The following is a 22250-nucleotide window of genomic DNA, read 5'->3' on the forward strand; positions in this document are numbered from 1 at the left end:
CGAAAACCTGCAGGGTGGGGTTCTGCGCCACGGTCCGCGAGAGGGCATTGGCAAGCGTGAGAGGTACCTGCTCGGCGTACGCAACAGTGCCCGCCAGGGTTAGCACGAGAAGACACAGCAAGGTGTTAAAAAATTGACGCGGTATTGCCCGCAGCCCATTTTTAATGGGCATTCCAAAAAACATGAAACTACTCCTACGCAAGTCTAAATGACAGTAATTCCCCGGGTTGGGGAAAGTGCTCGCAGGATCAAACGATAGGAGGGCGGAAAGGAGAGGATTGATCGACAGAGGAAAAGCGGGCCCGGTAACCCGTCAGGCTTTTCTCCGGCATATTGCCCAAAGCGTCAGGCAGGTAACCCATCGATAGCATATGGCAGTGCCCATGGCATAGATCACATTGCACGAATGAGTCGCCGGAATCGTCCGGCGCGGCGGGAGACTGATTGCCGATCGTGTCGGCTGGCTCAATATCCGAGGACTCAGTTAAAAGCTCAGCATCATGGTGAACCACTCCCGGATTGTAAAACTGACCCATATCAGCAACAGACACCACCGACTGCAAAGCCATCAGGAGCATCATTGCCATTATGAATCTGCGTCTAACCACGCCAGTTATGCCCAAACAAAAAGGAAGGGAAGTCTAGCGGCACAGCAATTGCCTGTAAAGTCCTCTACGCATTCGGGGGCTACGTTCAGCGCCAAGACATTTACCAAGACCATGAAACGGTTGTCCGTGAGTGCTGGATAAGCTCTATTCATTGGAGTTTTTCCTTTGATTAGCGACTAATATCCAGATTCATTTATTATAGATCGTCAAGTCCCAGCGGTCGGTTGGATGGTTTTTTACCGGGTCAATTTGCAAATCGGCCGCCTGCCACCAGTATTTTCCCAGCCATTGTGATGCGGGCAGAGCGCCTGACTAGACAGCAAATTGAACGGATCGTGATATCCGCGACCATTTCGAACATTACCAGCAGCGTACAGCAGAAGACCGCCAGCAGGAGCGCGAACAATCCCGTTCAGTTAACCAGGGGCTGAAGGATCAGATTCAGGATCTGCAACACCGGCTCGCTCAGGCAGAGTCGAGAACGACAGAGCTATTTGACGCTAATGCGCAGTTACAACGCAATGCTGATGAATTAAAACAGGCCAATGCGGTGCTACGCAGCGACTTGAACGGCAAGATAGAAGATATCCAGAAGCTGAAACACGAGCATGAAGAAGCCGTGACGAAGTGCCGGGAATACCAGTATAAAAATGACCAATTGACGGAAAATATGGCAGTGCTCACCGCTCAGAAAGCAGATGTCGATAAGCAAGTGGCCGTGTTGTCCCAAGCTATGGAGACCGTCAAAGCCGAATTGAAAACTGCCCAAGACAAAGTGATGTTTCTGACGGACGAGAACAAGGTGATTCTTCAGGAAAAGGCGGTGATCCAGGGCCGGTTTAAACAACTTCAGGAATCGCTATAGTTTCATATCAGATAGGATAGAAGTGGCTAATAGCAACGCTTTTACCGCCCTAGCCTACCCCTCATCGCGGAAATCCCCCTGGTGAGCCAAGTTGGAATCTGCCTTACTTGGAATTAATACGGAATTGCTGACAGTAACCATGATTTCATTGACAAGCTTTGTTGGATCGATAGCTACTGGCCGTACAGTGGAATAGAAACGTTACATAACAGAGGCCGCTGCCTGAGTTTATCTGTTATATTCATTATAATTATCAATAAGTTGTGATGCTATGGAAGTTTTATGCTCTATATGTCGAAACACCCCCACTATTGATTTAACTATTGCGGCCGTAAACGCCCCGTCCGCCTTCGTATACTTGGGCATTAGGTTCCCTCTAAAAATGTTGCAGCGCTGGGGTGTCTTTACTGAGTTGCAGCGTTGTTTTGCGAAAAGTCGGCCATATCCAGATGGTTCAGGTTAAGTACACCGTGCTGGACGGCGACCAGTGTCGCCATCGCACGATTTCTAATCCCGAGTTTTCGGTAAATTTCTTTCACGTATCCGTCTACCGTGTACATGCTGATAGATAAGATATTTGCAATCATCTTGTTGCTCTTACCCATCGCGAGTTCTTGGAGCACCTGGCGTTCGCGTGGCGTGAGGGGCAGCGGTTTTGCACTGGAATACGGGGTATTAGCGTTGTCGAGGGGCATTTTGGCGATCACTTTTTCGTTGCGATTGCCGAGTATCTTCCCCTGTGAATACGGGGCTGACAAATGAATAATTCAGCGCTTTCAGATTAGATTATCTTATCCGACCATTCTTTGGCGATGATGCCTGCTACCCACTGATGGAAGTCCTGAATGACTTGATCACCCTGATGCTTGTTGCTGTAGGTCAAAAAACATTCACCGTGTCGGGTAACTTTCTCGACCATTGGCAGCACCAACTCATCGTCGCTGCGCATGAATTGGTAGGACGTGGGCAGGTAGCCCATTGCGACGCCGATGTTGCTCTTCGCGGCCTCAATACTCGCCTGCACCGTGCTGACTACCAGCTCATTCGCAATATCCGGAAGCAGGCCCCACTGCGTTTGCCATCGTGGCCATTGGTAAGTGTCGTTGGCGATTTTAATGATCCGGCAGCCGCTGAAATCGCCGGCGCTCAAGCCGGGGTGTTCAGCGAGGTAGCTCCGTGTGCAGATGGGCGTCAACGAGATTTCTACCAGGGGATGGTAGGTAAGCTCGGGCTCATTGCCACATTCGTGACGGATAGCGACGGTGGTTTCCGACTGCTCCAAATCGACCCGCGAGACATCGGAATCGATCTGGATTGTTAGCTCTGGATATTTCGCCTGGAACTCGTGGATGTTGGGAAACAGTAACAGTGTTGCGATATTTGGCAGGGTATTGATGACAAAACGCTGCTTTTTCCGCTCTTTGCGTACAGCCAGTGTTGCGGTATCAATCAAGTCCAGACCGCGTTTGACGTGCAGATAGTAGCGTTTGCCTTCTGCCGTCAGGGAGATTTTGCGATTTTCCCGTTTGAACAGCGCCACACCCAGATTTTCTTCCAGCGCTTTGATCTGGTGGCTGACTGCCGGGGGCGACACAAACAGTTCGTCTGCGGCATCTTTGAAGCTTAATCGGCGAGCGGCAACTTCAAAAACACGAATCAGGTTAAGTGAAGGCAGGTGCGGTGTGGGCATACGATACGACTCAACGATACAGCAGGCTAATCTATACGAGTGTTGCGGAATAACAACAAGAATATCCTAATGTTACGCGCGATATCACCCTGCACGCCGCAGATGCCGAAATGCCCCACTCCCCTGTTGCTTAGGCAGACCATCACCCTACTCACCTCCACGCCCCAATGCTCGGCTGAGGCGCTGCGCAAGTGCCGACATCGCGCACAGAGTAACGCCGGATACCGCCCCCCATAAATGGGCCTCGGTAGCGACTCGCATGCCTATCAGCAATTCCGTGCTGCGGGTATCCAGCAGTCCGCTTTGTTCCAGTACGATTTTTGTCAGGAGCAGCAACAACAGCACTGGGCCGCTTATCGCATGTTCGCGCCACAGCCAGATGCCGATGACCACGCTTAAACCATGTAACACCCCGGACAAGCCCACATAATGCTCCAACTGGGGCTCCATCAGCAGGAGAAATCCGCTTGAGAGCAGGGCTATGACGATCACGACCGGCAGGAGGTAATTCCTGTTTTTGTCGGGAATCAAACCGGCGAGTAATATCAAGGCAGCGAGATTCATCGCCATGTGTATGAGGTTCGCGTGAACAAAGTGTCCGCTGATTAGCCGCCACGGCATGGCGGCCAGAATGGCCTGGCGTTGATAACTCAACTCGGTTACGCCGCTCTCTGTTACTAGTTGCAGCACTATCAGCAAGGCCGCGATTCCCAGCAGCGCCGGATATGGCCAGTTATTTTTCAACACACATTTCTCAACACGCGCCCTTTAGCGCTCATTTCCAGAGCCCTCAGTAAACACCGAATACTGCCCAGCGTGACCTTAAGGTGTCACATATGCGCGTCAGACTACAGCGGCGTTCTCGGTAGAACGCCCCTTTGCGAGTCGCCGCCGAGATCTGCTTCACACCGCCCCAATATACATGACGAGGTCTCTCCGGATGACGTTTCTGCGCGCAGTCATAACGATGTGCAGGCTGCTTATCGCCCTTTCTCTAATTGCCCCCAGCCATGCCGACACTACCGCGCCACTGCCCTTTCACGGCTGGACGCTGACGCATGACGACATGGCCTACAATTTATCGGCGATAAGCAGAATGCAAGAATTCGGCGTGACACATGTTCAGCTCTCTCACCGCATTGTCACACGCGTCGACCAGTTCCAGTCAGAACCAGAGGTCGTAGATCGCGTCCGGACACTGGCCAGTGCCATCCATAGTCAGGGTGGCCAGGCGATTGTCTGGATGCAGGAGCTTAACACCTCAGATACGCTCTCTTACTGCTTTGACCTGGACGGTGAGCAGATGCAGGAAAAAATGCAGGCCTACCGGGATGCCCTGACAGCCGCGCCGGAAATAGACGGTGTGATGATTAGTTTCGGCAGCGCGCCGAGCGAGTTGCAGTACGTGCTTCCAAGCTGCAAGCCATTGGAGTTTGCACAGCCCAAGGCTCGTTACAAAGCCATCATCGAGGCGGTTTCTCGTGTGGTCATGGATGAGTTCGGCAAGCAGGTGTATGTGCGAACCTTCTATCACAAGGGACACGAGATACCGATTCTTCGCAATGCCTTGCAGGAAACCAAGCGGCCCATTGTGGTGATGTCTAAAGCCGAACCCAATGATTTCGAACCCTATTACCCGCTTAATCCCTTAATTGCCGACGTCGGCGATCACGATCAGTTTTTCGAGCTGGATTGCGCCGGGGAATACTGGGGGCGTGGAGCGCTTCCCTTTGTTGCGATCGAGTACTTCGTACAGCGCTATCGCGAAGCCGCCCAGCGTCAAGCCACGGGCAAGGGCCGCTTTATTGGATCAACGTGCCGAGTCGACCGCTACGAATACTCAGCACTGGAAACCCTGAATGAAGCCAATCTGTTTGCGCAGGCTCAGCTCGTTCGCGACCCCAGTGTGAGCGCGCAGACGATTCTTCGTCGTTTCGTGGAATCGCAGTACGACCTCCCTGTGGGCAGCGATGAGCACCACGTGCTGGCCGACATTCTGCGCCGCACTTATTGGATTGGTCGAAAAATGTACTACGCCAAGGGGGAGTGGGCGTTCAAGAAAGGGAGCGACCTCCCGTCCAGTAATACCGATGCCCTGGGCAATATGATCGACAAGAGCATCTCTCAGTGGGAGCCCGCCTACACGCCGATTACCGCCGCCCTGCTCTCACCCGGCCGCCAGACACTGCAGGAGCTGGGGCAGGAAAAGTTTGAAGCCAGTGACCTCGCGCGGCGAAATCTTGAGGCCCTGGAGCAGTTACGGAGTGCGCTGCAGCCGAGCGATTACACAGCGATCGAGACGCTATTGCTGAAACAGCGAATCGCCGCGGACATTTGGCGGCATATGTCCGGCGCGGTGTTTGCTGCGCGCAGTTTGAACCTGGCGTCGTCGAACTGGGCCGCTTGGCATCTCGAGCAGATGGAAGCGATTGCCCAGCAGTTGGACCAACAGTCCTACCCTCAACTGGCCGATAATACGTATCCCTTCCCTAGCGACGACGTTCGGGCGTTTGTGGAGAGCGAGCGTCGGTTCTTGTTGGCTACCGCAGCCTCCCCGCTGGAACAATTGACTATCAGCATGATTGATATCGTGCCTAGCACTAGCAATTCCCTCACGCTGCGCTGGTTGGCGGAACCCGATACCCAGTACCGCATTGAACTCAGCCAGCAACTTCCCAACTACACGACCGAGATAGCGATCGACGGGACGACTGAGGCCCTGCCGAGCCTGAATGACTTTACGATTACCGATCTTGAGGCGGACTCGCCGTACTGGTTACGCATCACGGCCAGCCGCGGCGAGGAAACGGTGAGCTCTGGCGATTTTCCTGTCTGGACCTTGAGTGCGCTCGATGAGCAAGATTCCGGGACACCGTCACCGCAGGCGCGCTCGGCATCGGGTGGCGGCGCACTGTCACTGTGGTTCCTTATCAGCTTGGCAATGATGCAATGGGCGCGCCGACGCGGGCCTTAGTCTTAGGGCCTTAGTCGTAGCGCGCGTCCCGCCCCACCTGGGCAGCACACTTCCCCCTGCGACCGACAAGCGCGTAATATTGCTCAGGACTTTCCTGTCAAAAGGCGTTGTTGATATGTCACGTGGAATGAAAATCTATGCGGCTCTGCTCGTGGCGCTGGGCGGGTTTATCGTATTCAACATATTTTTCGAGCCGTCAGATGTCAGGGCGCTGAATGCTACGCTGAAACAAGATGAACAACTCAGCAGCTACCCCTACACCTTTCGCGTTTTACGCCTGAAAGATCGCGTGGCGACGATGACATCCCCGCGCTCGGCGTCCGTCCCCGTACCGATGATTATCAGCGTCATCGAGCCGGCGCTAAGCGGCATATCCGTCAACGACGAGCGTTTCTTTGCGGCTCAACAACGCCTTGCCGACATCCAGTCGAGAGCGCATACACTGGTCACCGCCAGCCCCGACGTCGACCGCGTTATATGGGCCTTGGACGAAGCCTGGCTTCAATCTCAGGGAATCACACTGCCCCGCTAACGCCTTGCCCGCGCTACGGCGTTCGTGGGACAAGGGCAATAAAGTAGTTGCTGCTTTGCTAGCAACCGTGTCGCCTCGTGGAATCAAGCCGATGCGTATGAAAGAAAAAGGCTGGGGACGTCTGGGATCAGATTAGCGGGAGCTAGTAGTCGGCGTCACTTTGAAAACGGAGCAACACATCGCGATCAATGCCGCTGCCACCCGCTTCTCCGTCCGAGCCAAAGCTTGTCAGCTCGAAAGAAGGCGGCGCGTCGGAGCTATCGTAGCGATAGGGTCGCTGCCAGGGATCTTCAAGCAGGTTGGCCCGGCTCAAGTAGGGCCCCGCCCAGTTGGGTGCCAGCGGGGCTGTCTGAGGGGGCTGCAGCAAGGCGCTCAGGCCTTGCTCCGCGCTGGGGTAGCGCAGATTGTCCAGTTTGTATTGGTGTAGCGCTAGCGAGATACGTTCGAGATCTGCTGCGGCGTGGTGGTGCATTGCCTCTTCCGCGCGGTGCTTAACCAAACTACTTACATAGATAGCAAGCACCGCAACAATAACGAGCACCCAAATCACCTCGCGACGGGTAATCCCCGCCTGGCGGCGCGCGCAGACACAGTAAGACTCGGACATTTACAGCTTGACTCGGGTTCTCCCGCACACCGAAACGGTAAGAAACCGCGCCAGTTGATCGGGAACGGCTGCCAGTTCAATTTCAGTCAGAAGGTTTGACCACTGGTCGGATGATAACTTCCACGGACCGGCAAAACGCTGCCAAATTTCCGCTTTTCTGGCAGGGGAAATTTCCACTGAATCGACGCCGAGAAGACAAACACCTCGGAGTATAAAGGGGAATACACTGCTTTCGATATCGGTGCCGGCAGCCATGCCGCAGCAGGCCACAGCGCCTTCCGGGCAGATCATTTTCAGCAGATTACTCAGTGGTTCACCACCAAGCGTGTCAACAGCGGCATCAAACTGGGGTTTGACCATCGCCTTTTTCGCCGCATCGTCAAACAAATCAGGTGAACAGCATTGATCCGCGCCAAGCTGCTTCAGCATGGGATATTGCTCCCCCTTGCCGCTGATCGCCGTCACTCTTGCGCCGAGATGACTGAGCAGCGCGACGGCGATAGAACCGACACCGCCACTGGCCCCGGTCACTGCGATGCGCAGACCCTGAAGTTCGCCTAACTGGCGCTGCAATTTGTCGACACAAAGTCCCGCTGTGAGACCTGCCGTCCCCAGGCCCATCGCTTCGGCAGCATCCAGGCCTTCAGGCATTTTCAGCACCCAGCTTCCCGGAACCTGAATTTGTTCCGCCAAGCCGCCGTCGGTATTCATGCCGAGGTCGTAGCCGGTAACGATGACCTTATCGCCCACCTGAACGTTATCGCAGGTAGAGGCCACGACCTCGCCTGCGGCATCAATGCCTGGTGTGTGGGGGAAATTACGGGTAACCCCCTTATTCCCGGCGGCAGACAGTGCATCTTTGTAGTTCAGCGATGAATAGGCAACCGCAACCCGCACCTGTCCCTCTTCGGGCTCGGGGAAGTCACTTTTATCAATCAACTCTACGCGGTAGCTACCCTGCTCTTCTCGAACCTGAATGGCTTTGAATGACATATCGCCCTCCCGTAATCAGCCGTGGAAGCGGCTGCTTCGCAGCTTATCGATAACGCGCCACAGCCCGCGATCAACTGCCCCTTCAGCAGCCAGGCCCAAGCGTTCTTGCAAACTGCGCTTGTATTTGAATTTAACGGCATAAATATCTGCTTCATCGCGCTTTTCAAGCAAATAGTCGTCGCTGGTTGAAAGGCCGTCAATCAGACCTTGGTCGACGGCCCGGCGGCCATACCAGACCTCCCCGGTAGCGATGGCGTCGATATCCAACTGCGGACGGTGCTCTCCCACAAACTCTTTGAACAACTGATGGGTGTCTTCGAGTTCTTCAATGAACTTTTTCCTGCCTTCTTCCGTGTTCTCACCGATCATCGTGAGTGTGCGCTTATGCTGACCAGCCGTATGCAGCTCAACATCGATATCGTGTTTTTTCAGCAGGCGATTGAAATTGGGAAGCTGGGCAACCACACCAATGGAGCCGATAACGGCGAACGGCGCGGCCAACAGGCGGTTGCCGATACAGGCCATCATATAGCCGCCACTGGCGGCCACGCGGTCTATGGCAATGGTCAGCGGGATATTCTTGTCGCGCAGGCGTTGCAATTGTGATGCGGCCAAACCATAGCTGTGCACCAGTCCGCCGGGGCTTTCCAGGCGCAGCAACACTTCGTCCTGTGGCGTTGCAAGCGTCAGAATGGCGCTGATCTCATGGCGCAGACACTCGACCTCTGACGCTCGAATATCGCCGTCGAAGTCGAGAACAAACAGCCGTTTCTTGTCGGATTTCAGTTTGCCTTTGCGCTCTGCTTTCTCGTGCTTGCGCCGCTCCTTGCGCAGCTTTTTATACTGCTCATCATTCATCAGCGCATAGTTCAGGGTGTCCTGCCAGTCTTCAAAACGTTCGTGAAGCCGACTGACTTCTATGTGCCCGTCTTCGTTTTCGCGCTTGTTGCGCTGGGACAACGAGCTGATCAAGCTGATAAGAATAAGGATAAAAACCAGGCCAGTAATCGCTTTAGCGAAGAACAGACCGTACTCAAGCAAAAAGTCCAAGGTGGCTCCAGAGAAAAAGCAAAAGGATCGCCATAGTCTTATGACTGGCCGTTTGGGTCAAGCTCACCAGTGCTGCAAGGCGTTGATGGCAATTGGGTTTTCCGGTTTGATAAACATACCACTGCGCCCGAGGTAGACGCCATAAAGCGCACCGTCAACCAGGGGCGCATATACCCCGCTGCCGAAGTCCACTTCCACCCAGTCCCAGATAAAAGGCTGGTCTCGCAAGAGTTGCCATGAGTCGACCCATTCTCCCCCTTGCAAGGGATAAACACTGCGCAGTTGTTGCGCCTCATCAGCGGGATCACGATAGCGGCTGCTCAGGCGTTCCAGGCGCACCAGATTATTGAGTCCAAGCTTTCCCAGCGCCGCGTCCCAGCGGAGTACCCGCGCATCCAATCGCCACTCATCGCCGTGCATTGTCGCATCCAGCGCTAACTGCTGATCGTCGGTATTGACGTGAATAAGAAAGCCCTTCGCCGGATCCTCGGCCACAAACACCGTGGCAACACGCTGCTCTTCCGCGAGGTTGCGATAGGCCAGCAAATCCTGACTGAGGAACACGACGCCCCCCGTCAGTGGCGCGACGAGGAGTAAGGCAAGCGTTGCACCGAGCGGCCGCCGTCGCAACAGCAGGAGTAGCAGCAGGGTCAGGCCAAGGCTGACACCACACAGCGCCAGCAGCAGACTATCAAGATCAGGAAGCCACATATTCCGGCTCAGCCGTGGCGACGGGGTAGCCCAGTTGTTGCAGGGCCTCTTCGGCAATACCCAGAATACTGTCATCGGGCAGGTGTCGCCGCTCCATCTCGCCCAGGTAGTATTCCATGCTGATCATGGCGTCTGCCAATGTCTCGAGAGACTGGGCATCCCGCGTAGGATCGATATCTCCCCGCGCAACAAACGCTTGCATGAATGCCACCGACGACACCGCGACAGCGGCAAGACGGCGCATTTTCAGCATCTGGAATGCCCCTCTTACGGTATTGAGGCTTGTCGGGGTATTGGCGATATGGGTGGCGTCAAAGCCCGAGTCGATATAGGCGGCAATCGCGCGTTTAACAAGACTGATTGCGCTCTTTGCCTCGTCCAGCACAATCGCCGTCGCTTCGCTGACCTGATTATCGGCACTGATGCTGTCGCGTTTGTCGATACTCAGCGCATTCAGCTCGTCGTAGTTCAGCTTGCGGCGGTCGATCTGCGCCAGACTGCTCTCGATAAATAACAGCGTCTCCGCCAATTCCTCCAGTTCACTGCGGTGGCGACTCAGGTCTTTACCAACAAAACTCAGCAAGGCTTTCGAATGCGTGTTCAACACTTCCGACAAGGAAGGCAGGTTCAGTACCAGCAACACATCGGCGCCCTGCTGCAGCAACTCGCTCAGTGGTCGAATTTCTTCGTCATCACTTCGGCCATGCTGCGCAAGGAGTTCGAGAATATCCTTGGCGTGACGCAACTCGCCGCGCAATTCATTCAATACTGATGATACGGTGTCATAACTCAGCCCGAGCATCTGCTGGCGCAGGCGCTGCAGCTCAGCATCATCGAGTTCTGAGGGTGACGCCCCAATGGCTCTCAGAAGCTTGCCGCCCAGCCCCTCTTGCCACGCTGAAAGCCTGAGCAGGAACAGCAGTTCAGCTTCCAGCACATCGTCGGACGGTTTGCCTGCCGCCAGGCGCCGGAGCTGTCCATCCAAAGCAGACAATACCCGCTTACGTCGTGGGTTGAGCTCCAGCCCCTTATTCAGAAACGCCTCGATCACCGCCGTCGCCAGCAACCAGAAACGCTGTTGGGGGCCGCCAGTCAGCGCCGAGCAGAGCTTGCGCAAGGCACGGGCGATCAGCGTCAACTGCATTTCGACCTGGGCATCGCGCAGTACACCGAGCAAGCCCCGCTGATACGCTTGGCGAACACGTTTCAGCAAGGCCTCAAAGTCCGCCTCTGACAGATTTTCACTGCGCAATACCAGGCGGCTGTCGCGACTGAACAGAAACCCGGTTTCAGGCAGGAAATAGCTGTCTGGCAGCAGCAACTGGCGGTGAGCCGCTCGAAGTTCATTCGCGTGAGTAATGGCCAGAATGGGAATATCTTCTGCGTGGCTCTGCACGAACTCCAGGTACCGGGGCAGAACAAAAAAAGCCGTACTCAGAGCGTTCAGCTGTGCCTCGGGCAATTCCTGCGTGTTAGCAAGAATACTTTGGCAGAGCGCTCGCATTTCATCGGCGATCAGCGCGGCGCCACGCACTTCAATCAAGCGCAGCGTACCGCCAATCTGCCGAAGATCTGTTTCACAATGTTCGAGCAATTGCAGGTCATGTCGCTCTGCAAGAAAGGTCTCAAACACATTGGTCGCTTGCTGGACCGTATTATTCAGTTCTGCATCCACCAGCGCAAAGGAGCTGGTGTTGATGGCTGTTTTTATTTCAACTGGCTTTAACACGCGTGATTGCCCCACCTGATTCCGCCGCAGACCGGCACCTTGATAGGCCGACCCTTTCCGGCTGCAATGGCGCAGTTTTAGCAGGTCTTGCCGACGCTGCCCAGTCTCTGCAATGCGAAATACCTACTGGGACACAGTAAATGCCTGCGTCCATTTGAGTATTGGCTGTCACCCTTCCGGAGAGGAGCGCCATAAACACTGGCCGCCACTGGCCTTGTCAATAATATCCAGCTGCTCCTGATGGGCCGCCAGTTCGACATCGCTGGCACGCACCACCCGCAGCGGTTGACGCTCAGCCGCAAGTCGACGAATGCCACTACTGCCCTCAGCGCTGCTGTCTTCTTCACCCGCCAGCGCCAGATTGGTCTGACCACCGGTCATCGCCAGATAGACGTCAGCGAGGATCTCCGCATCCAGCAGAGCCCCGTGAAGATCGCGCTGGGAGTTATCGACGAAATAGCGCTGACATAAGGCATCCAGGCTGTTGCGCTGTCCCGGATGTTTCTGACGCGCCATGACGAGGGTGTCTAGAACCCCGCAAATCTCGCGAATACGAGGCTGGGCCGACATCAGCCCCAGTTCCATATCGAGGAAGCCCACGTCAAAGGGCGCGTTGTGAATGACCAATTCGGCGCCGCGTACAAACTCCAGGAACTCATCGGCAATCGATGAGAATACCGGCTTGTCTGCCAGCATTTCATTGGTGATGCCGTGAACTTCAATCGCCCCCTGCTCGACTTCTCGCTCGGGGTTGATATACACATGAAAATGGCGCCCGGTGAGCTTGCGGTTAAGCAGCTCGACACAGCCTATTTCGATAATTCGATGGCCGTCGTTGGGGTCGATACCCGTGGTTTCGGTATCCAGAACAATCTGCCGCATGATTACCTCTTTAATTCATCAATACCGCGATTGGCCAGAGCATCGGCCAGCTCGTTCTCGCGGTGACCACTGTGGCCCTTTACCCAATGCCACTCAATGTCATGCTTGGCAGCGAGTTCGTCCAAGGCTCGCCACAGGTCGGCGTTCTTAACCGGGGCTTTGGCTGCCGTCTTCCAATTGCGCTTTTTCCAGTTGGGCAGCCACTCCGTAATGCCTTTGCGCACATATTGGGAGTCGGTCGTCAGGGCAACTTTGCAGGGGCGTTTCAGAGCGCGCAGCGCTTCAATGGCTGCCGTCAGCTCCATGCGATTATTGGTTGTATCCGGCTCGCCGCCATACAGCGGCTTTTCCGTGGTGCCGCTGCGCAGCAACGCTCCCCAGCCGCCGGGGCCGGGGTTGCCGCGGCAGGCACCGTCGGTGAAGATTTCCACTTTACTTGCTTTTGTCATTCCTGAGGTTTTTCTCTGAGATTGCGCGTTGCACCGAGCATGGCCGGGTGCGGGATGATATTGGAACGCCGACGCAGGTTGGCAGACGGCGTCAGCGGCGCGCGGTATTTTGTCGCGCTCAGCACAAAAACACCACCCATCGGCAGCTTTGACGACAGGCTCCGGTGGTTCATAAAGAAGCTTGGCGTATTGATCGGCAGCCGGTGAAAGGTGTAGCGCAAGTCCGCCTGTTCAAAGCCAAGCAGCGACAGCCAGTCATTGAGCCGGTTGAGCGTGAGGCTGTGATGCTGCCACATGGCGCTGCGCTTGACGCGCCCCATCATTCCTCGCAACGCCAGCGGCGACCAGGGGTTGATACCACAAATCACCAGCTTCCCATGGGGAACAATGAGGCGCTCAACCTCTCTGAGAACGGTGTGCGGATTATTGACGAACTCCAACAAGTGATGAAGGACGACCATATCCACCGATTCATTGGCAATGGGCAACTGGTCAAATTCGCAGACGGCGTCGAGAACCTGGCTAAAGCCATACTGACCGATACTGCCGAGGTGAATCGGGCGATGACAAAGTCGGTCATCAACCTGAAACCGCTCGGGAATCATGCTGAGTTTGAGCAGGTTCCTGCGTTCGGTGCTGCAGTCATCCAGCGCGGCATTAATCAATGCCTGCTCTTCCTGCAAGACGGTGCAGCCGACTGGACTCCGAAACCATTCCCGCAACGCGGGAAGCAGAATTTCAGGGGAGTGTTGTGTACGCCATTTAGCCATTGTTCACCTCTGTCGCGCCCCTGTGATCACTGCCTGAGAGCTTGTCTGGCAAGAGATAACTGTTTAACCTGAGCCAAACGAGGTAGCAATTTATGGACGCTCTGTCTGTGACGCCGATTCCGGCGTTCGACGACAATTACATCTGGTGCATTCACCGCGACCAAAACGCCGTGCTTGTCGATCCCGGTGATGCTGCTCCGGCACAGCGCTTTTTGCGCGAGTCTGGCTTTGAGCTTACCGCAATTCTGGTAACGCATCATCACTACGACCACGTCAACGGCATCGCGGAATTGCTGTCTGAGTGGCCGACTGCCACTGTCATTGGGCCCGCCACCGCCTCCCCGGCCATCACCCAGGCGGTCAAGGATGGCGATACGGTCACGCTGTTCGACCACAGCTATCAGGTCATCGCCGTTCCGGGCCACACACTGGATCACCTGGCTTACTATCAGGCAGAAACCGGCCAGTTATTTTGTGGCGACACGCTCTTTGCCGGGGGCTGCGGCCGGCTGTTTGAAGGCAGCCCCGAACAGATGCTGCGCTCCCTCCAGCGCCTTCAGGACCTTCCGGCGGCAACCCGTGTATACTGCGCCCACGAGTACACCTTGGCGAACTTGGCCTTTGCCTTGAAAGCCGAGCCAGAAAACGCCACACTGCGCGACCGTTATAGCGTAGTGACCGAAAAGCGTGAGCGTGGAGAGATCACACTGCCATCCACTCTTGCCCAAGAGTGCGCGAGCAACCCGTTTTTACGAACCGACAGTCCCTCGCTGCGAGCGCGAATCTGCGAGCGCGAAGGAAGCGATACGCTGAGTCAGGTTGAGGTGTTTGCCGCGCTGCGAGGCTGGAAAGATAATAGTTGAAGATAATGACAACGACCGACACATTGACCTGGGGCGTGAACTTGGCCCGTGCACCGAGACTCCTGATCATTTCACTTGGCGTACTGCTGACTGCCTGTGTCAGTCAGCCCTCGCGCCAGCAGGCAGTTGATTATCGCGCCAGTTGTGCCACCTGCACCGCCGATCGCCAGCTCACGGTTGTCCGTAAAACCCAAGCCGTGGCCCCGGAGCCCCAGCCATCGCTCCCCGAGTATCAGGATGTCTGGGAGCGAATCGCCGCCAAACTCAGCTTTACCGATATAGCCCGCCACGCCCGGGTGGAAAAACTGGAAGACTGGTACGCAACACACGGTCATTACATGACCAAGGTCAGCGACCGCGCCGGGCACTACATCTACCATATTATTGAGCAGCTTGAAGCCCGTGACATGCCCGTTGATCTCGCGCTGCTGCCTTTCGTCGAAAGTGCCTACGACCCCTTCGCCTATTCCCACGGACGCGCCGCAGGCCTCTGGCAGTTCATTCCCAACACAGCAAAATATGTCGGTATCGAACAGAACTGGTGGTACGACGGCCGACGTGACGTTCTGGTCGCCACAGACGCCGCACTGGACTACTTAAGCTCGCTAAACCAGCGTTTCGACGGCGATTGGATGCTGACGCTGGCCGCCTATAATGCGGGCGCAGGTACCGTGAACAAGGCGATACGACGCAACAAGAAAAAGGGCCGCCCCACCGACTTCTGGTCGCTGGATTTGCCAAGAGAAACAGAGCGTTATGTGCCAAAGCTGCTGGCACTTGTAAAGATTTTTAGAAACCCGGCAAGCTACAATATCACCCTGCCTCATGTGGAAGACGCGCCACGCTTTGCCAAGATCAATACCGGTGGACAGATTGATCTTGCCAAAGCAGCGAGTCTGGCGGGCATCACTGTCGAAGAGCTCTACCGCTACAACCCCGGATTCAATCGCTGGGTGACGGCCCCCGATGGCCCCCATTACCTGCTTATTCCCACCAGCAATGCCGCGCAATTTCAGACCCAGCTGGCCGCCCTGCCAGAAAAGCAGCGCGTGCGTTGGACCCGCTACAAGGTTGCCAAAGGCGACAATTTGATCAGCATCGCGAAGCGCCACCATGTCGACATTGCCAGTATTCGTCGATTTAACGAACTGAACAGCGATATGCTGCGCATTGGGCAGGAACTGCTGATTCCCGGTGGCAGCCAGTCGGCGCCCCTCGACAACCTGAATCGCGGCGTCGCCAGCAGCGGCCGTCAGCAACGCAAGTACACGGTTCGCCGCGGTGACACCCTGAGCGAAATCGCCAAGATCCACTCCGTAAGCGTCAATCAACTGATTCGCTGGAACCGACTGGATCAGGGCGCCCTGATTAAACCCGGCCAACAACTCTCCATTTGGACCAATGCATCGGCGCCCAGCGGCATTGTTCGCAAGGTGGGTTACAAAGTGCGCAACGGTGACTCACTCTCGGCGATTGCCAGTCGCTTTAAACTCAAAGTTGCTGATATTCTTGAGTGGAATGGGATTGGCCGCAGCAGTTATCTACAGCCCGGTCAGTCGCTGACGCTGTACGTCGACGTAACGCGCGCCGACCTCTAACGAAACCCGCCCTGTCAGGACGCTTTTCATGGCCGGCTATTTTCTGCGCCGAATATTGCTGATCATACCGACCTTTCTCGGCATCACCTTGCTGGTATTCAGCATTACCCGCGTGGTGCCCGGTGGTCCTATTGAGCGCATGATGACCCAAGCCCAGCTCGGCGGCGAAGCTGGCAGCCTCCACCGCAGCGAAGGCGGCGGTACGCTGTCTGACGAGCAATTGGCAGAGCTGGAGCGCTACTACGGCTTTGATCAGCCGCTGCTCACCAGCTATGCCCTTTGGCTGAAGAAGGTGGCCGCCTTCGATCTTGGCCTGTCCACTCGCTATCAGGACCCGGTCTGGGAGATTATTCGCGAACGTTTCCCGGTGTCGATATTCTACGGCGTTACCACGCTGATCCTCACCTACCTCGTCTGTATTCCCCTTGGGCTAATGAAAGGCATCTACCATGGAAGCCGCTTCGACAGTCTGTCGTCCGCCGTGGTATTCCTCGGCTACGCGCTGCCCAGTTATGTAATCGGCATCGCGCTGATTTCCCTGTTTGCCGGGTATTACGACTGGTTTCCCCTCGGCGGCTTTGTGTCGGATGATTACGATGATTTATCAACCTTGGGCAAGGCAAAGGATATTTTTCACCACGCGGTCTTGCCGCTAATCGCCTACCTGGCCGGCAGTTTCGCCGTAACCACGCTGATGATGAAAAATGCGCTGATGGACAACCTTTCCGCCGACTATATGCGCACGGCAGCGGCCAAGGGACTGAGCGTCGGCCAGAGTGTACGGCGCCACGCCTTGCGTAACAGCCTCATTCCGATTGCCACCTCGTTCGGCAACAATATTTCGCTGCTCATCGGCGGGTCTTTCCTGGTAGAGACCATCTTCAATATTGATGGAATTGGCCTGCTGGGCTACGAGGCCGTCATTGAGCGCGACTATCCCATTGTCATGGGGATTCTGGTGATCTCCTCGCTGCTGTACCTGGTTGGCAACATTCTGTCTGACCTCTGTGTTGCGCTGGTCGACCCCCGTATTCGCTTCGGCGGAGGACGCCATTGATGGCACTGCTGAGCAACCCGATTGCCAAAAAGCGCTGGCGGCGATTCAAGCAGTCACGTCGAGGCTATGTCTCTGCCTGGTTGCTGCTGATACTGACCACACTGAGCTTTGCGGCGGAGTTTATTGCTAACAACCGCGCCCTCATTGTTGCCTACGATGGCGAGCTTTATTTTCCCACGCTGTCTGCCCAGTACAGCGGCAGAGATTTTGGGCAGGACTACGATTACGAAGCCAACTATCGGGATCTGCAGCGCCACTTTGCCGATCAGAAGCAAGGTAATTGGGTGCTTATGCCGCCGGTGCCCTTCGGGCCGCTGGAAAACGACTTGATAGATGGAGATTTCCCGCCGAATGCGCCCTCTCTGGCTACCGGCCACTATTTGGGCACTGACACCAGCGGACGTGATGTTCTCGCCAGACTGATTTACGGCTTCCGTACCGCCATGCTGTTCTCCTTGATTTTGCTGCTGTTCAACTATGCCATCGGTGTCGCCATTGGTTGCATGATGGGCTACTGGGGCGGTGCCTTTGACCTGATATTTCAGCGCCTGATCGAAATCTGGTCGAATGTGCCGTTTCTCTACGTCATCATGATTGTTGCCTCGGTCATCACCCCCGGGTTCTGGACGCTGCTTTTCATCATGGCGTTTTTCGGTTGGACCGGCATGACCTGGTATATGCGTACCGCCACCTACAAAGAGGTGGCACGGGATTATGTGATGGCCGCGCGAGCGCTTGGCGCCTCCGGCTCACGCATTGTGTTCCGGCATATTCTGCCCAATAGCGTTTCGACACTGGTGACCTTCGTCCCTTTTTCTGTGGCGTCCGGGATTACCGCGCTGACAGCGCTGGACTACTTGGGCTTCGGTCTGCCTGCGCCGACGCCGAGCTGGGGCGAACTGCTGAAACAGGGAACGGAAAACTTGGAATCCATGTGGATTGTCAGCTCCGTCGTTCTCGCGATGACATTGATTCTGATGTTGGTGGCCTACGTGGGTGAAGCCATCCGTGACGCCTATGACCCCAGGACCTTCAGCTACTATGACTAAGGCCGCTCGAAACTGCCTGCGGCTGATCGTTATCGGCCTGCTGCTGAACTCCTTGACGCTGCATGCAGACGGCAGCGCAACAGCGCTGCCCGCAGAATTACCGCCAACGTTGACGTGGGAAACCAACAACAGTGATCCGACGTTTGCCAGCCCTGAGGCCAAACGCGGTGGCCGCTTCCGCACCTTCGTTACCACCTTTCCGCTGACGCTGCGCCTTGTCGGGCCCGACTCCAACGGCAGTTTTGCGAGCTATATGCGCGCCAATAATTTAGGCTTGGTCGGCGTCCACCCCAATACACTGAATCCCATTCCGGAGCTGGCCACTCACTGGGCGTTCGGCGACGATGGTCACAGCATTTTCTATCGCCTTGACCCCGATGCCCGCTGGTCTGATGGACAGCCCGTCACCGCTGAGGACTTCGTATTTGCACTCGCGTTCATGCGATCAAAGCACATACTTGCGCCCTGGTATAACAACTACTACAGCGAAGTCATTCGCGATGTCGTCAAGTACGACGACCACACTATTGGCGTCCTAGGTGCAGTGGCGAAACCGCGCGATGAAATGCTTTTCGAATACAGCATCTCCCCTGTTCCCGCGCATTTTCACCAGCTCGATGAAAGTTGGGTGCGTGACTACAACTGGAAAATCGCGCCGAATACCGGCCCCTACACCATCGACCGTATTCGCAAAGGCAAGTACATTGAGTTTCGGCGCAAAAGTGACTGGTGGGCTAACGACAAGCGCTATTTCCAGCACCGCTTCAATCCCGACTATATTCGCGTAAAGCTGATACGCGATCTGAACATCGCCTATCAATATTTCCGCAAAGGCGAACTGGACAGCTTCCCGCTCCTCATGCCCCGGCTTTGGCACAAAAAGGCGCAGGGAAAAATCTACGACATGGGCTATGCGGGCAAAATCAAGTTCTACAATGAGGTCCCCCAGCCAATCAGTGGGCTATTCCTGAACGAGGATGCCCCCCTGCTGAAAGATCGAAACGTGCGGTATGCGATAGCCCATGCCCTGAATATCGACAAAGTCATCAACACGGTGCTTCGCGGTGACTATGAACGCCTGCAGCGTACCCACGACGGTTATGGCGACTACAGCAACCCGAATATTCACGCCAGACCTTTCGACCTGAAGAAAGCCAATGCGCTGCTGGACGAAGCCGGTTGGACGAAACGCGGCCCGGATGGCATCCGTGTGAAAGAAGGTCAGCGTTTGAGCTTGCGCATTACCTATTACAACAGCGGTCACAATGATCGCCTGGTGATCCTCTCCCAGGAAGCACGCAAAGCCGGTATTGAATTCGAGCTACAGCTCCTGGACCCATCGGCGGCCTTCAAGCAAATTATGGAGAACAAACACCAAGCCGCCTGGATGGGCTGGTCGGGAGGCGGGCTGTCGCCGCGTTACTGGCAATTCTACCACTCCGATAATGCCCATAAGCCTCAGACGAACAATGTCACGAACACCGACAACCCCGTAATAGACGAGAAAATAGACGCCTACCGTAACGCGACGAAAAAGGCAGACCGTGTGCAGCTTGCTCACGAACTCGAACAGCTCATTTTCGATCAAGGTTCGTTTATCCCCACCTTCAAAGTGCCCTATACCCGTGAGGCATTCTGGCGCTGGCTCAAGCTGCCTGCCTTCCACGGTACGCGGACCAGCGAAAGCCTGTTTGACCCGATGGGCAGCAACGGCGGTCTGTTCTGGATTGATGAGCGGGAAAAACAGGCTATCGAGACGGCAAAAGACGAACACCGGGGCTTGCCACCGCTGATGATTGTCAACAAGCAGTGGGCACAGACACCATGACAAGCGTTCCTCATCCCGCTATTGAAGTCCGCGAGCTGAGCATCGCCATTCGCGATGAGCAGGGCAATGAGCGCCTGATGGTCAGCGATATTTCGTTTCGTATTGCGGCGGGTGAAACCCTGGCTCTGGTGGGCGAATCCGGCTGCGGCAAAAGCCTTACCGCGATGTCACTGCTCCATCTCCTTCCCCAGCCCCAGGTTCGCCTCCACAGCGGCGAGATTATTCTCGCGGGTCAGGCCGTTCACCGTCTTGGGAAAAAACAGTTCCGTAAACTTCGCAGTCATCGTATCGGGGTGATCTTCCAAGACCCCATGACTGCCTTGAACCCCGTTCAGCCTATCGGCAAGCAAATCGACGAGGTGTTGCGCCTGCACCGACCGGAATTGGCGCGGCGTGCCCGTAGAGACCGCTGCCTTGAACTGCTGAAAGATGTGGGGCTGCCAGCTCCTGAAGCCCGGCTGATAGCCTACCCTCACCAGCTCTCCGGCGGTATGCGTCAGCGGGTGATGATCGCGATGGCCCTTGCTGCCGAGCCGGAAGTGCTGATTGCTGACGAACCTACCACAGCGCTGGACGTCACTATTCAAGCGCAGATTCTGCAATTGCTGAAAAAACTGCAGGACGAACGGGGCATGGCAATGCTGTTTATCACCCACGACCTTGCGCTGGTTTCCCAGCTCGCCGATCGGGTCGCGGTGATGTATGCCGGAAAAATCCTGGAGCAGAACCGCGCCAAAGCGCTGTTCAAGTCTCCCAAACACCCCTATACCCGGGGGTTGCTGGCAGCCCTGCCCGCTTCAGCGACAGCCCCGAAGACCTTGCTGACTGCCATGCCGGGGCAAGTGCCGAGCATTGATGCCATGCCGCCGGGCTGTCGTTTTGCGAACCGCTGTGCTTATGCAGATGACCGCTGCCAGCAGCTACCCCCTATCGAGAGGGATAGCGCTGGCGGTGAAGTCGCTTGTCACCACTGGAGGCGACTGAATGACTGAGCCACTGCTGCAGGTGCGTGACCTCGCCTTGCACTTTTACCCTGCGCGCCGCCTGTTCCGTCGCGGTCCGGCGTTGCGCGCCGTCGATGGCGTAAGTTTTGATATCGCCCCCGGCGAAACGTTGGGACTGGTCGGAGAATCCGGCTGTGGCAAAAGCAGCCTGGGCAAGGCGCTACTAAACCTTTACCGCCCGAGCAGCGGAGAGGTTCGCATGCATGGGCAGCCGATCAGTGCGCTGAGTGACCGGCAAATGCGGCCTTTGCGCCGCAACATGCAGATGATTTTCCAGGACCCGTTTGAATCGCTGAATGCCCGTCACACAGTAGGCGCCATCCTCGAAGAGCCGCTGATTATTCATCGGGAAGGCGATCGCGCAAGCCGGCAAAAGCGAGTCGCCGCATTGCTGGAGCAGGTTGGACTTCCGCAGTCCGCCCAAGATAAATATCCACATGAATTCAGTGGTGGCCAACGCCAGCGTATTGGCATCGCCAGAGCTATCGCCCTGCAACCGAAACTGCTGATCTGTGATGAAGCGGTCTCGGCCCTGGATGTGTCGGTGCAGGCACAAATCCTGAATCTGCTACTGGAAATACAACGGGAGCTGGGGCTCAGCATGCTGTTTATCTCCCACGATATCTCCGTGGTACAGCACGTCAGCGATCGTATTGCCGTCATGTATCTCGGCGAGATCGTGGAAATCGGCGAGGCTCAGGCCGTTCGTCAGCATCCCGCCCATCCGTATACCCAAGCACTGCTGGCCGCGGTTCCACAGTTGGGAGCCGAACAGCTGCCCGTGGTGGCGCTGGAGGGAGACATGCCCTCTCCCATGGACATGCCCACCGGATGCCGGTTTGCCGGGCGATGTCCACACCGCCGCCCCAAATGCGAGGAAACGGCGCCACGGCTTGAGTCGGAAAGCCTTCATTCACGCGCCGTTGCCTGTCATTTCTGGCGGGAAATTTCTCCCCAATTGCCGTAAACTGGGCGATTAAACCGCCGTGGG

Annotated in this window: 22 protein-coding genes; 10 read left to right on the forward strand and 12 right to left on the reverse strand. The window is 56.0% G+C overall.

Going from position 1 to position 22250, the window contains the following annotated elements:
* Window positions 1-248 precede the first annotated feature (248 nt).
* Window positions 249-587: a hypothetical protein gene (locus tag AC5DB9_RS02575; protein WP_204996545.1), complete on the reverse strand. Its 339-nt coding sequence runs from the start codon at window positions 585-587 to the stop codon at window positions 249-251.
* A gap of 571 nt (window positions 588-1158) precedes the next feature.
* Here AC5DB9_RS02575 and AC5DB9_RS02580 point away from each other — a divergent pair.
* On the forward strand, window positions 1159-1473 hold the full coding sequence (locus AC5DB9_RS02580; RefSeq protein WP_272993671.1) for a hypothetical protein: 315 nt from the start codon (window positions 1159-1161) through the stop codon (window positions 1471-1473).
* A 404-nt stretch (window positions 1474-1877) separates the two neighbouring features.
* Here AC5DB9_RS02580 and AC5DB9_RS02585 read toward each other — a convergent pair whose 3' ends face one another.
* The 3 genes from AC5DB9_RS02585 to rrtA form a co-directional block, all read right to left on the reverse strand.
* Window positions 1878-2231: a response regulator transcription factor gene (locus AC5DB9_RS02585; RefSeq protein WP_272993672.1), complete on the reverse strand. Its 354-nt coding sequence runs from the start codon at window positions 2229-2231 to the stop codon at window positions 1878-1880.
* A gap of 23 nt (window positions 2232-2254) precedes the next feature.
* Window positions 2255-3163, reverse strand: coding sequence for a LysR family transcriptional regulator (locus tag AC5DB9_RS02590; RefSeq protein WP_272993674.1), 909 nt, complete (start codon window positions 3161-3163; stop codon window positions 2255-2257).
* 147 nt (window positions 3164-3310) lie between these two features.
* Window positions 3311-3910 carry a rhombosortase gene (gene rrtA / locus AC5DB9_RS02595; RefSeq protein ID WP_272993677.1) on the reverse strand — a complete coding sequence of 200 codons (600 nt, stop codon included), beginning with the start codon at window positions 3908-3910 and terminating at the stop codon, window positions 3311-3313.
* 220 nt (window positions 3911-4130) lie between these two features.
* Here rrtA and AC5DB9_RS02600 point away from each other — a divergent pair, with 220 nt between their 5' ends.
* Both AC5DB9_RS02600 and AC5DB9_RS02605 read left to right on the forward strand, forming a co-directional pair.
* The gene (locus AC5DB9_RS02600) at window positions 4131-6137 is read left to right on the forward strand and encodes a fibronectin type III domain-containing protein (protein ID WP_483374820.1); all 2007 of its coding nucleotides are present in this window, start codon (window positions 4131-4133) and stop codon (window positions 6135-6137) included.
* A gap of 115 nt (window positions 6138-6252) precedes the next feature.
* Window positions 6253-6669, forward strand: coding sequence for a hypothetical protein (locus AC5DB9_RS02605; RefSeq protein WP_272993682.1), 417 nt, complete (start codon window positions 6253-6255; stop codon window positions 6667-6669).
* Between the two features lie 142 nt (window positions 6670-6811).
* Here the strand turns inward: AC5DB9_RS02605 and gspG are convergent, their stop codons facing one another.
* From gspG to AC5DB9_RS02645, 8 genes are all read right to left on the reverse strand, one after another.
* A complete protein-coding gene (gene gspG / locus AC5DB9_RS02610; protein ID WP_272993685.1) occupies window positions 6812-7276 on the reverse strand; it encodes a type II secretion system major pseudopilin GspG in 465 nt (154 codons plus the stop codon).
* A complete protein-coding gene (locus tag AC5DB9_RS02615) occupies window positions 7277-8269 on the reverse strand; it encodes a YhdH/YhfP family quinone oxidoreductase (RefSeq protein WP_272993687.1) in 993 nt (330 codons plus the stop codon).
* 15 nt (window positions 8270-8284) lie between these two features.
* Window positions 8285-9319, reverse strand: a complete 1035-nt coding sequence (sohB, locus tag AC5DB9_RS02620; RefSeq protein WP_022957181.1) for a protease SohB — start codon at window positions 9317-9319, stop codon at window positions 8285-8287.
* 63 nt (window positions 9320-9382) lie between these two features.
* Window positions 9383-10030, reverse strand: coding sequence for a hypothetical protein (locus AC5DB9_RS02625; protein ID WP_272993690.1), 648 nt, complete (start codon window positions 10028-10030; stop codon window positions 9383-9385).
* On the reverse strand, window positions 10017-11759 hold the full coding sequence (locus tag AC5DB9_RS02630; RefSeq protein WP_272993693.1) for a FimL-related protein: 1743 nt from the start codon (window positions 11757-11759) through the stop codon (window positions 10017-10019). Before AC5DB9_RS02630 ends, AC5DB9_RS02625 begins: the two co-directional genes overlap by 14 nt.
* 168 nt (window positions 11760-11927) lie before the next feature.
* Complete coding sequence (gene dnaQ / locus AC5DB9_RS02635; RefSeq protein WP_272993696.1) at window positions 11928-12641, reverse strand: DNA polymerase III subunit epsilon; 714 nt, start codon at window positions 12639-12641, stop codon at window positions 11928-11930.
* A gap of 2 nt (window positions 12642-12643) precedes the next feature.
* Window positions 12644-13090 carry a ribonuclease HI gene (gene rnhA, locus AC5DB9_RS02640; protein WP_022957185.1) on the reverse strand — a complete coding sequence of 149 codons (447 nt, stop codon included), beginning with the start codon at window positions 13088-13090 and terminating at the stop codon, window positions 12644-12646.
* Window positions 13087-13860, reverse strand: a complete 774-nt coding sequence (locus tag AC5DB9_RS02645; RefSeq protein ID WP_022957186.1) for a class I SAM-dependent methyltransferase — start codon at window positions 13858-13860, stop codon at window positions 13087-13089. The genes rnhA and AC5DB9_RS02645 overlap by 4 nt, the downstream gene beginning before the upstream one ends.
* A gap of 92 nt (window positions 13861-13952) precedes the next feature.
* On the opposite strand from AC5DB9_RS02645, the gene gloB reads away from it, so the two are divergent.
* From gloB to AC5DB9_RS02680, 7 genes are read left to right on the forward strand one after another with little or no spacing between them, the layout of a single operon-like run.
* Window positions 13953-14723, forward strand: a complete 771-nt coding sequence (gloB, locus tag AC5DB9_RS02650; RefSeq protein ID WP_272993700.1) for a hydroxyacylglutathione hydrolase — start codon at window positions 13953-13955, stop codon at window positions 14721-14723.
* A gap of 5 nt (window positions 14724-14728) precedes the next feature.
* A complete protein-coding gene (locus tag AC5DB9_RS02655) occupies window positions 14729-16321 on the forward strand; it encodes a LysM peptidoglycan-binding domain-containing protein (protein ID WP_272993702.1) in 1593 nt (530 codons plus the stop codon).
* A gap of 28 nt (window positions 16322-16349) precedes the next feature.
* A complete protein-coding gene (locus tag AC5DB9_RS02660; protein ID WP_272993705.1) occupies window positions 16350-17378 on the forward strand; it encodes an ABC transporter permease subunit in 1029 nt (342 codons plus the stop codon).
* The gene (locus AC5DB9_RS02665) at window positions 17378-18427 is read left to right on the forward strand and encodes an ABC transporter permease (protein ID WP_272993707.1); all 1050 of its coding nucleotides are present in this window, start codon (window positions 17378-17380) and stop codon (window positions 18425-18427) included. The genes AC5DB9_RS02660 and AC5DB9_RS02665 overlap by 1 nt, the downstream gene beginning before the upstream one ends.
* The gene (locus AC5DB9_RS02670; protein ID WP_272993709.1) at window positions 18420-20255 is read left to right on the forward strand and encodes an extracellular solute-binding protein; all 1836 of its coding nucleotides are present in this window, start codon (window positions 18420-18422) and stop codon (window positions 20253-20255) included. The genes AC5DB9_RS02665 and AC5DB9_RS02670 overlap by 8 nt, the downstream gene beginning before the upstream one ends.
* Entirely contained in the window at window positions 20252-21247 is a 996-nt protein-coding gene (locus AC5DB9_RS02675; RefSeq protein WP_272993712.1) for an ABC transporter ATP-binding protein, read from the forward strand. Before AC5DB9_RS02670 ends, AC5DB9_RS02675 begins: the two co-directional genes overlap by 4 nt.
* The gene (locus AC5DB9_RS02680) at window positions 21240-22226 is read left to right on the forward strand and encodes an ABC transporter ATP-binding protein (protein ID WP_272993715.1); all 987 of its coding nucleotides are present in this window, start codon (window positions 21240-21242) and stop codon (window positions 22224-22226) included. The genes AC5DB9_RS02675 and AC5DB9_RS02680 overlap by 8 nt, the downstream gene beginning before the upstream one ends.
* Window positions 22227-22250 lie beyond the last annotated feature (24 nt).

It is taken from the genome of Spongiibacter sp. (assembly GCF_984394615.1).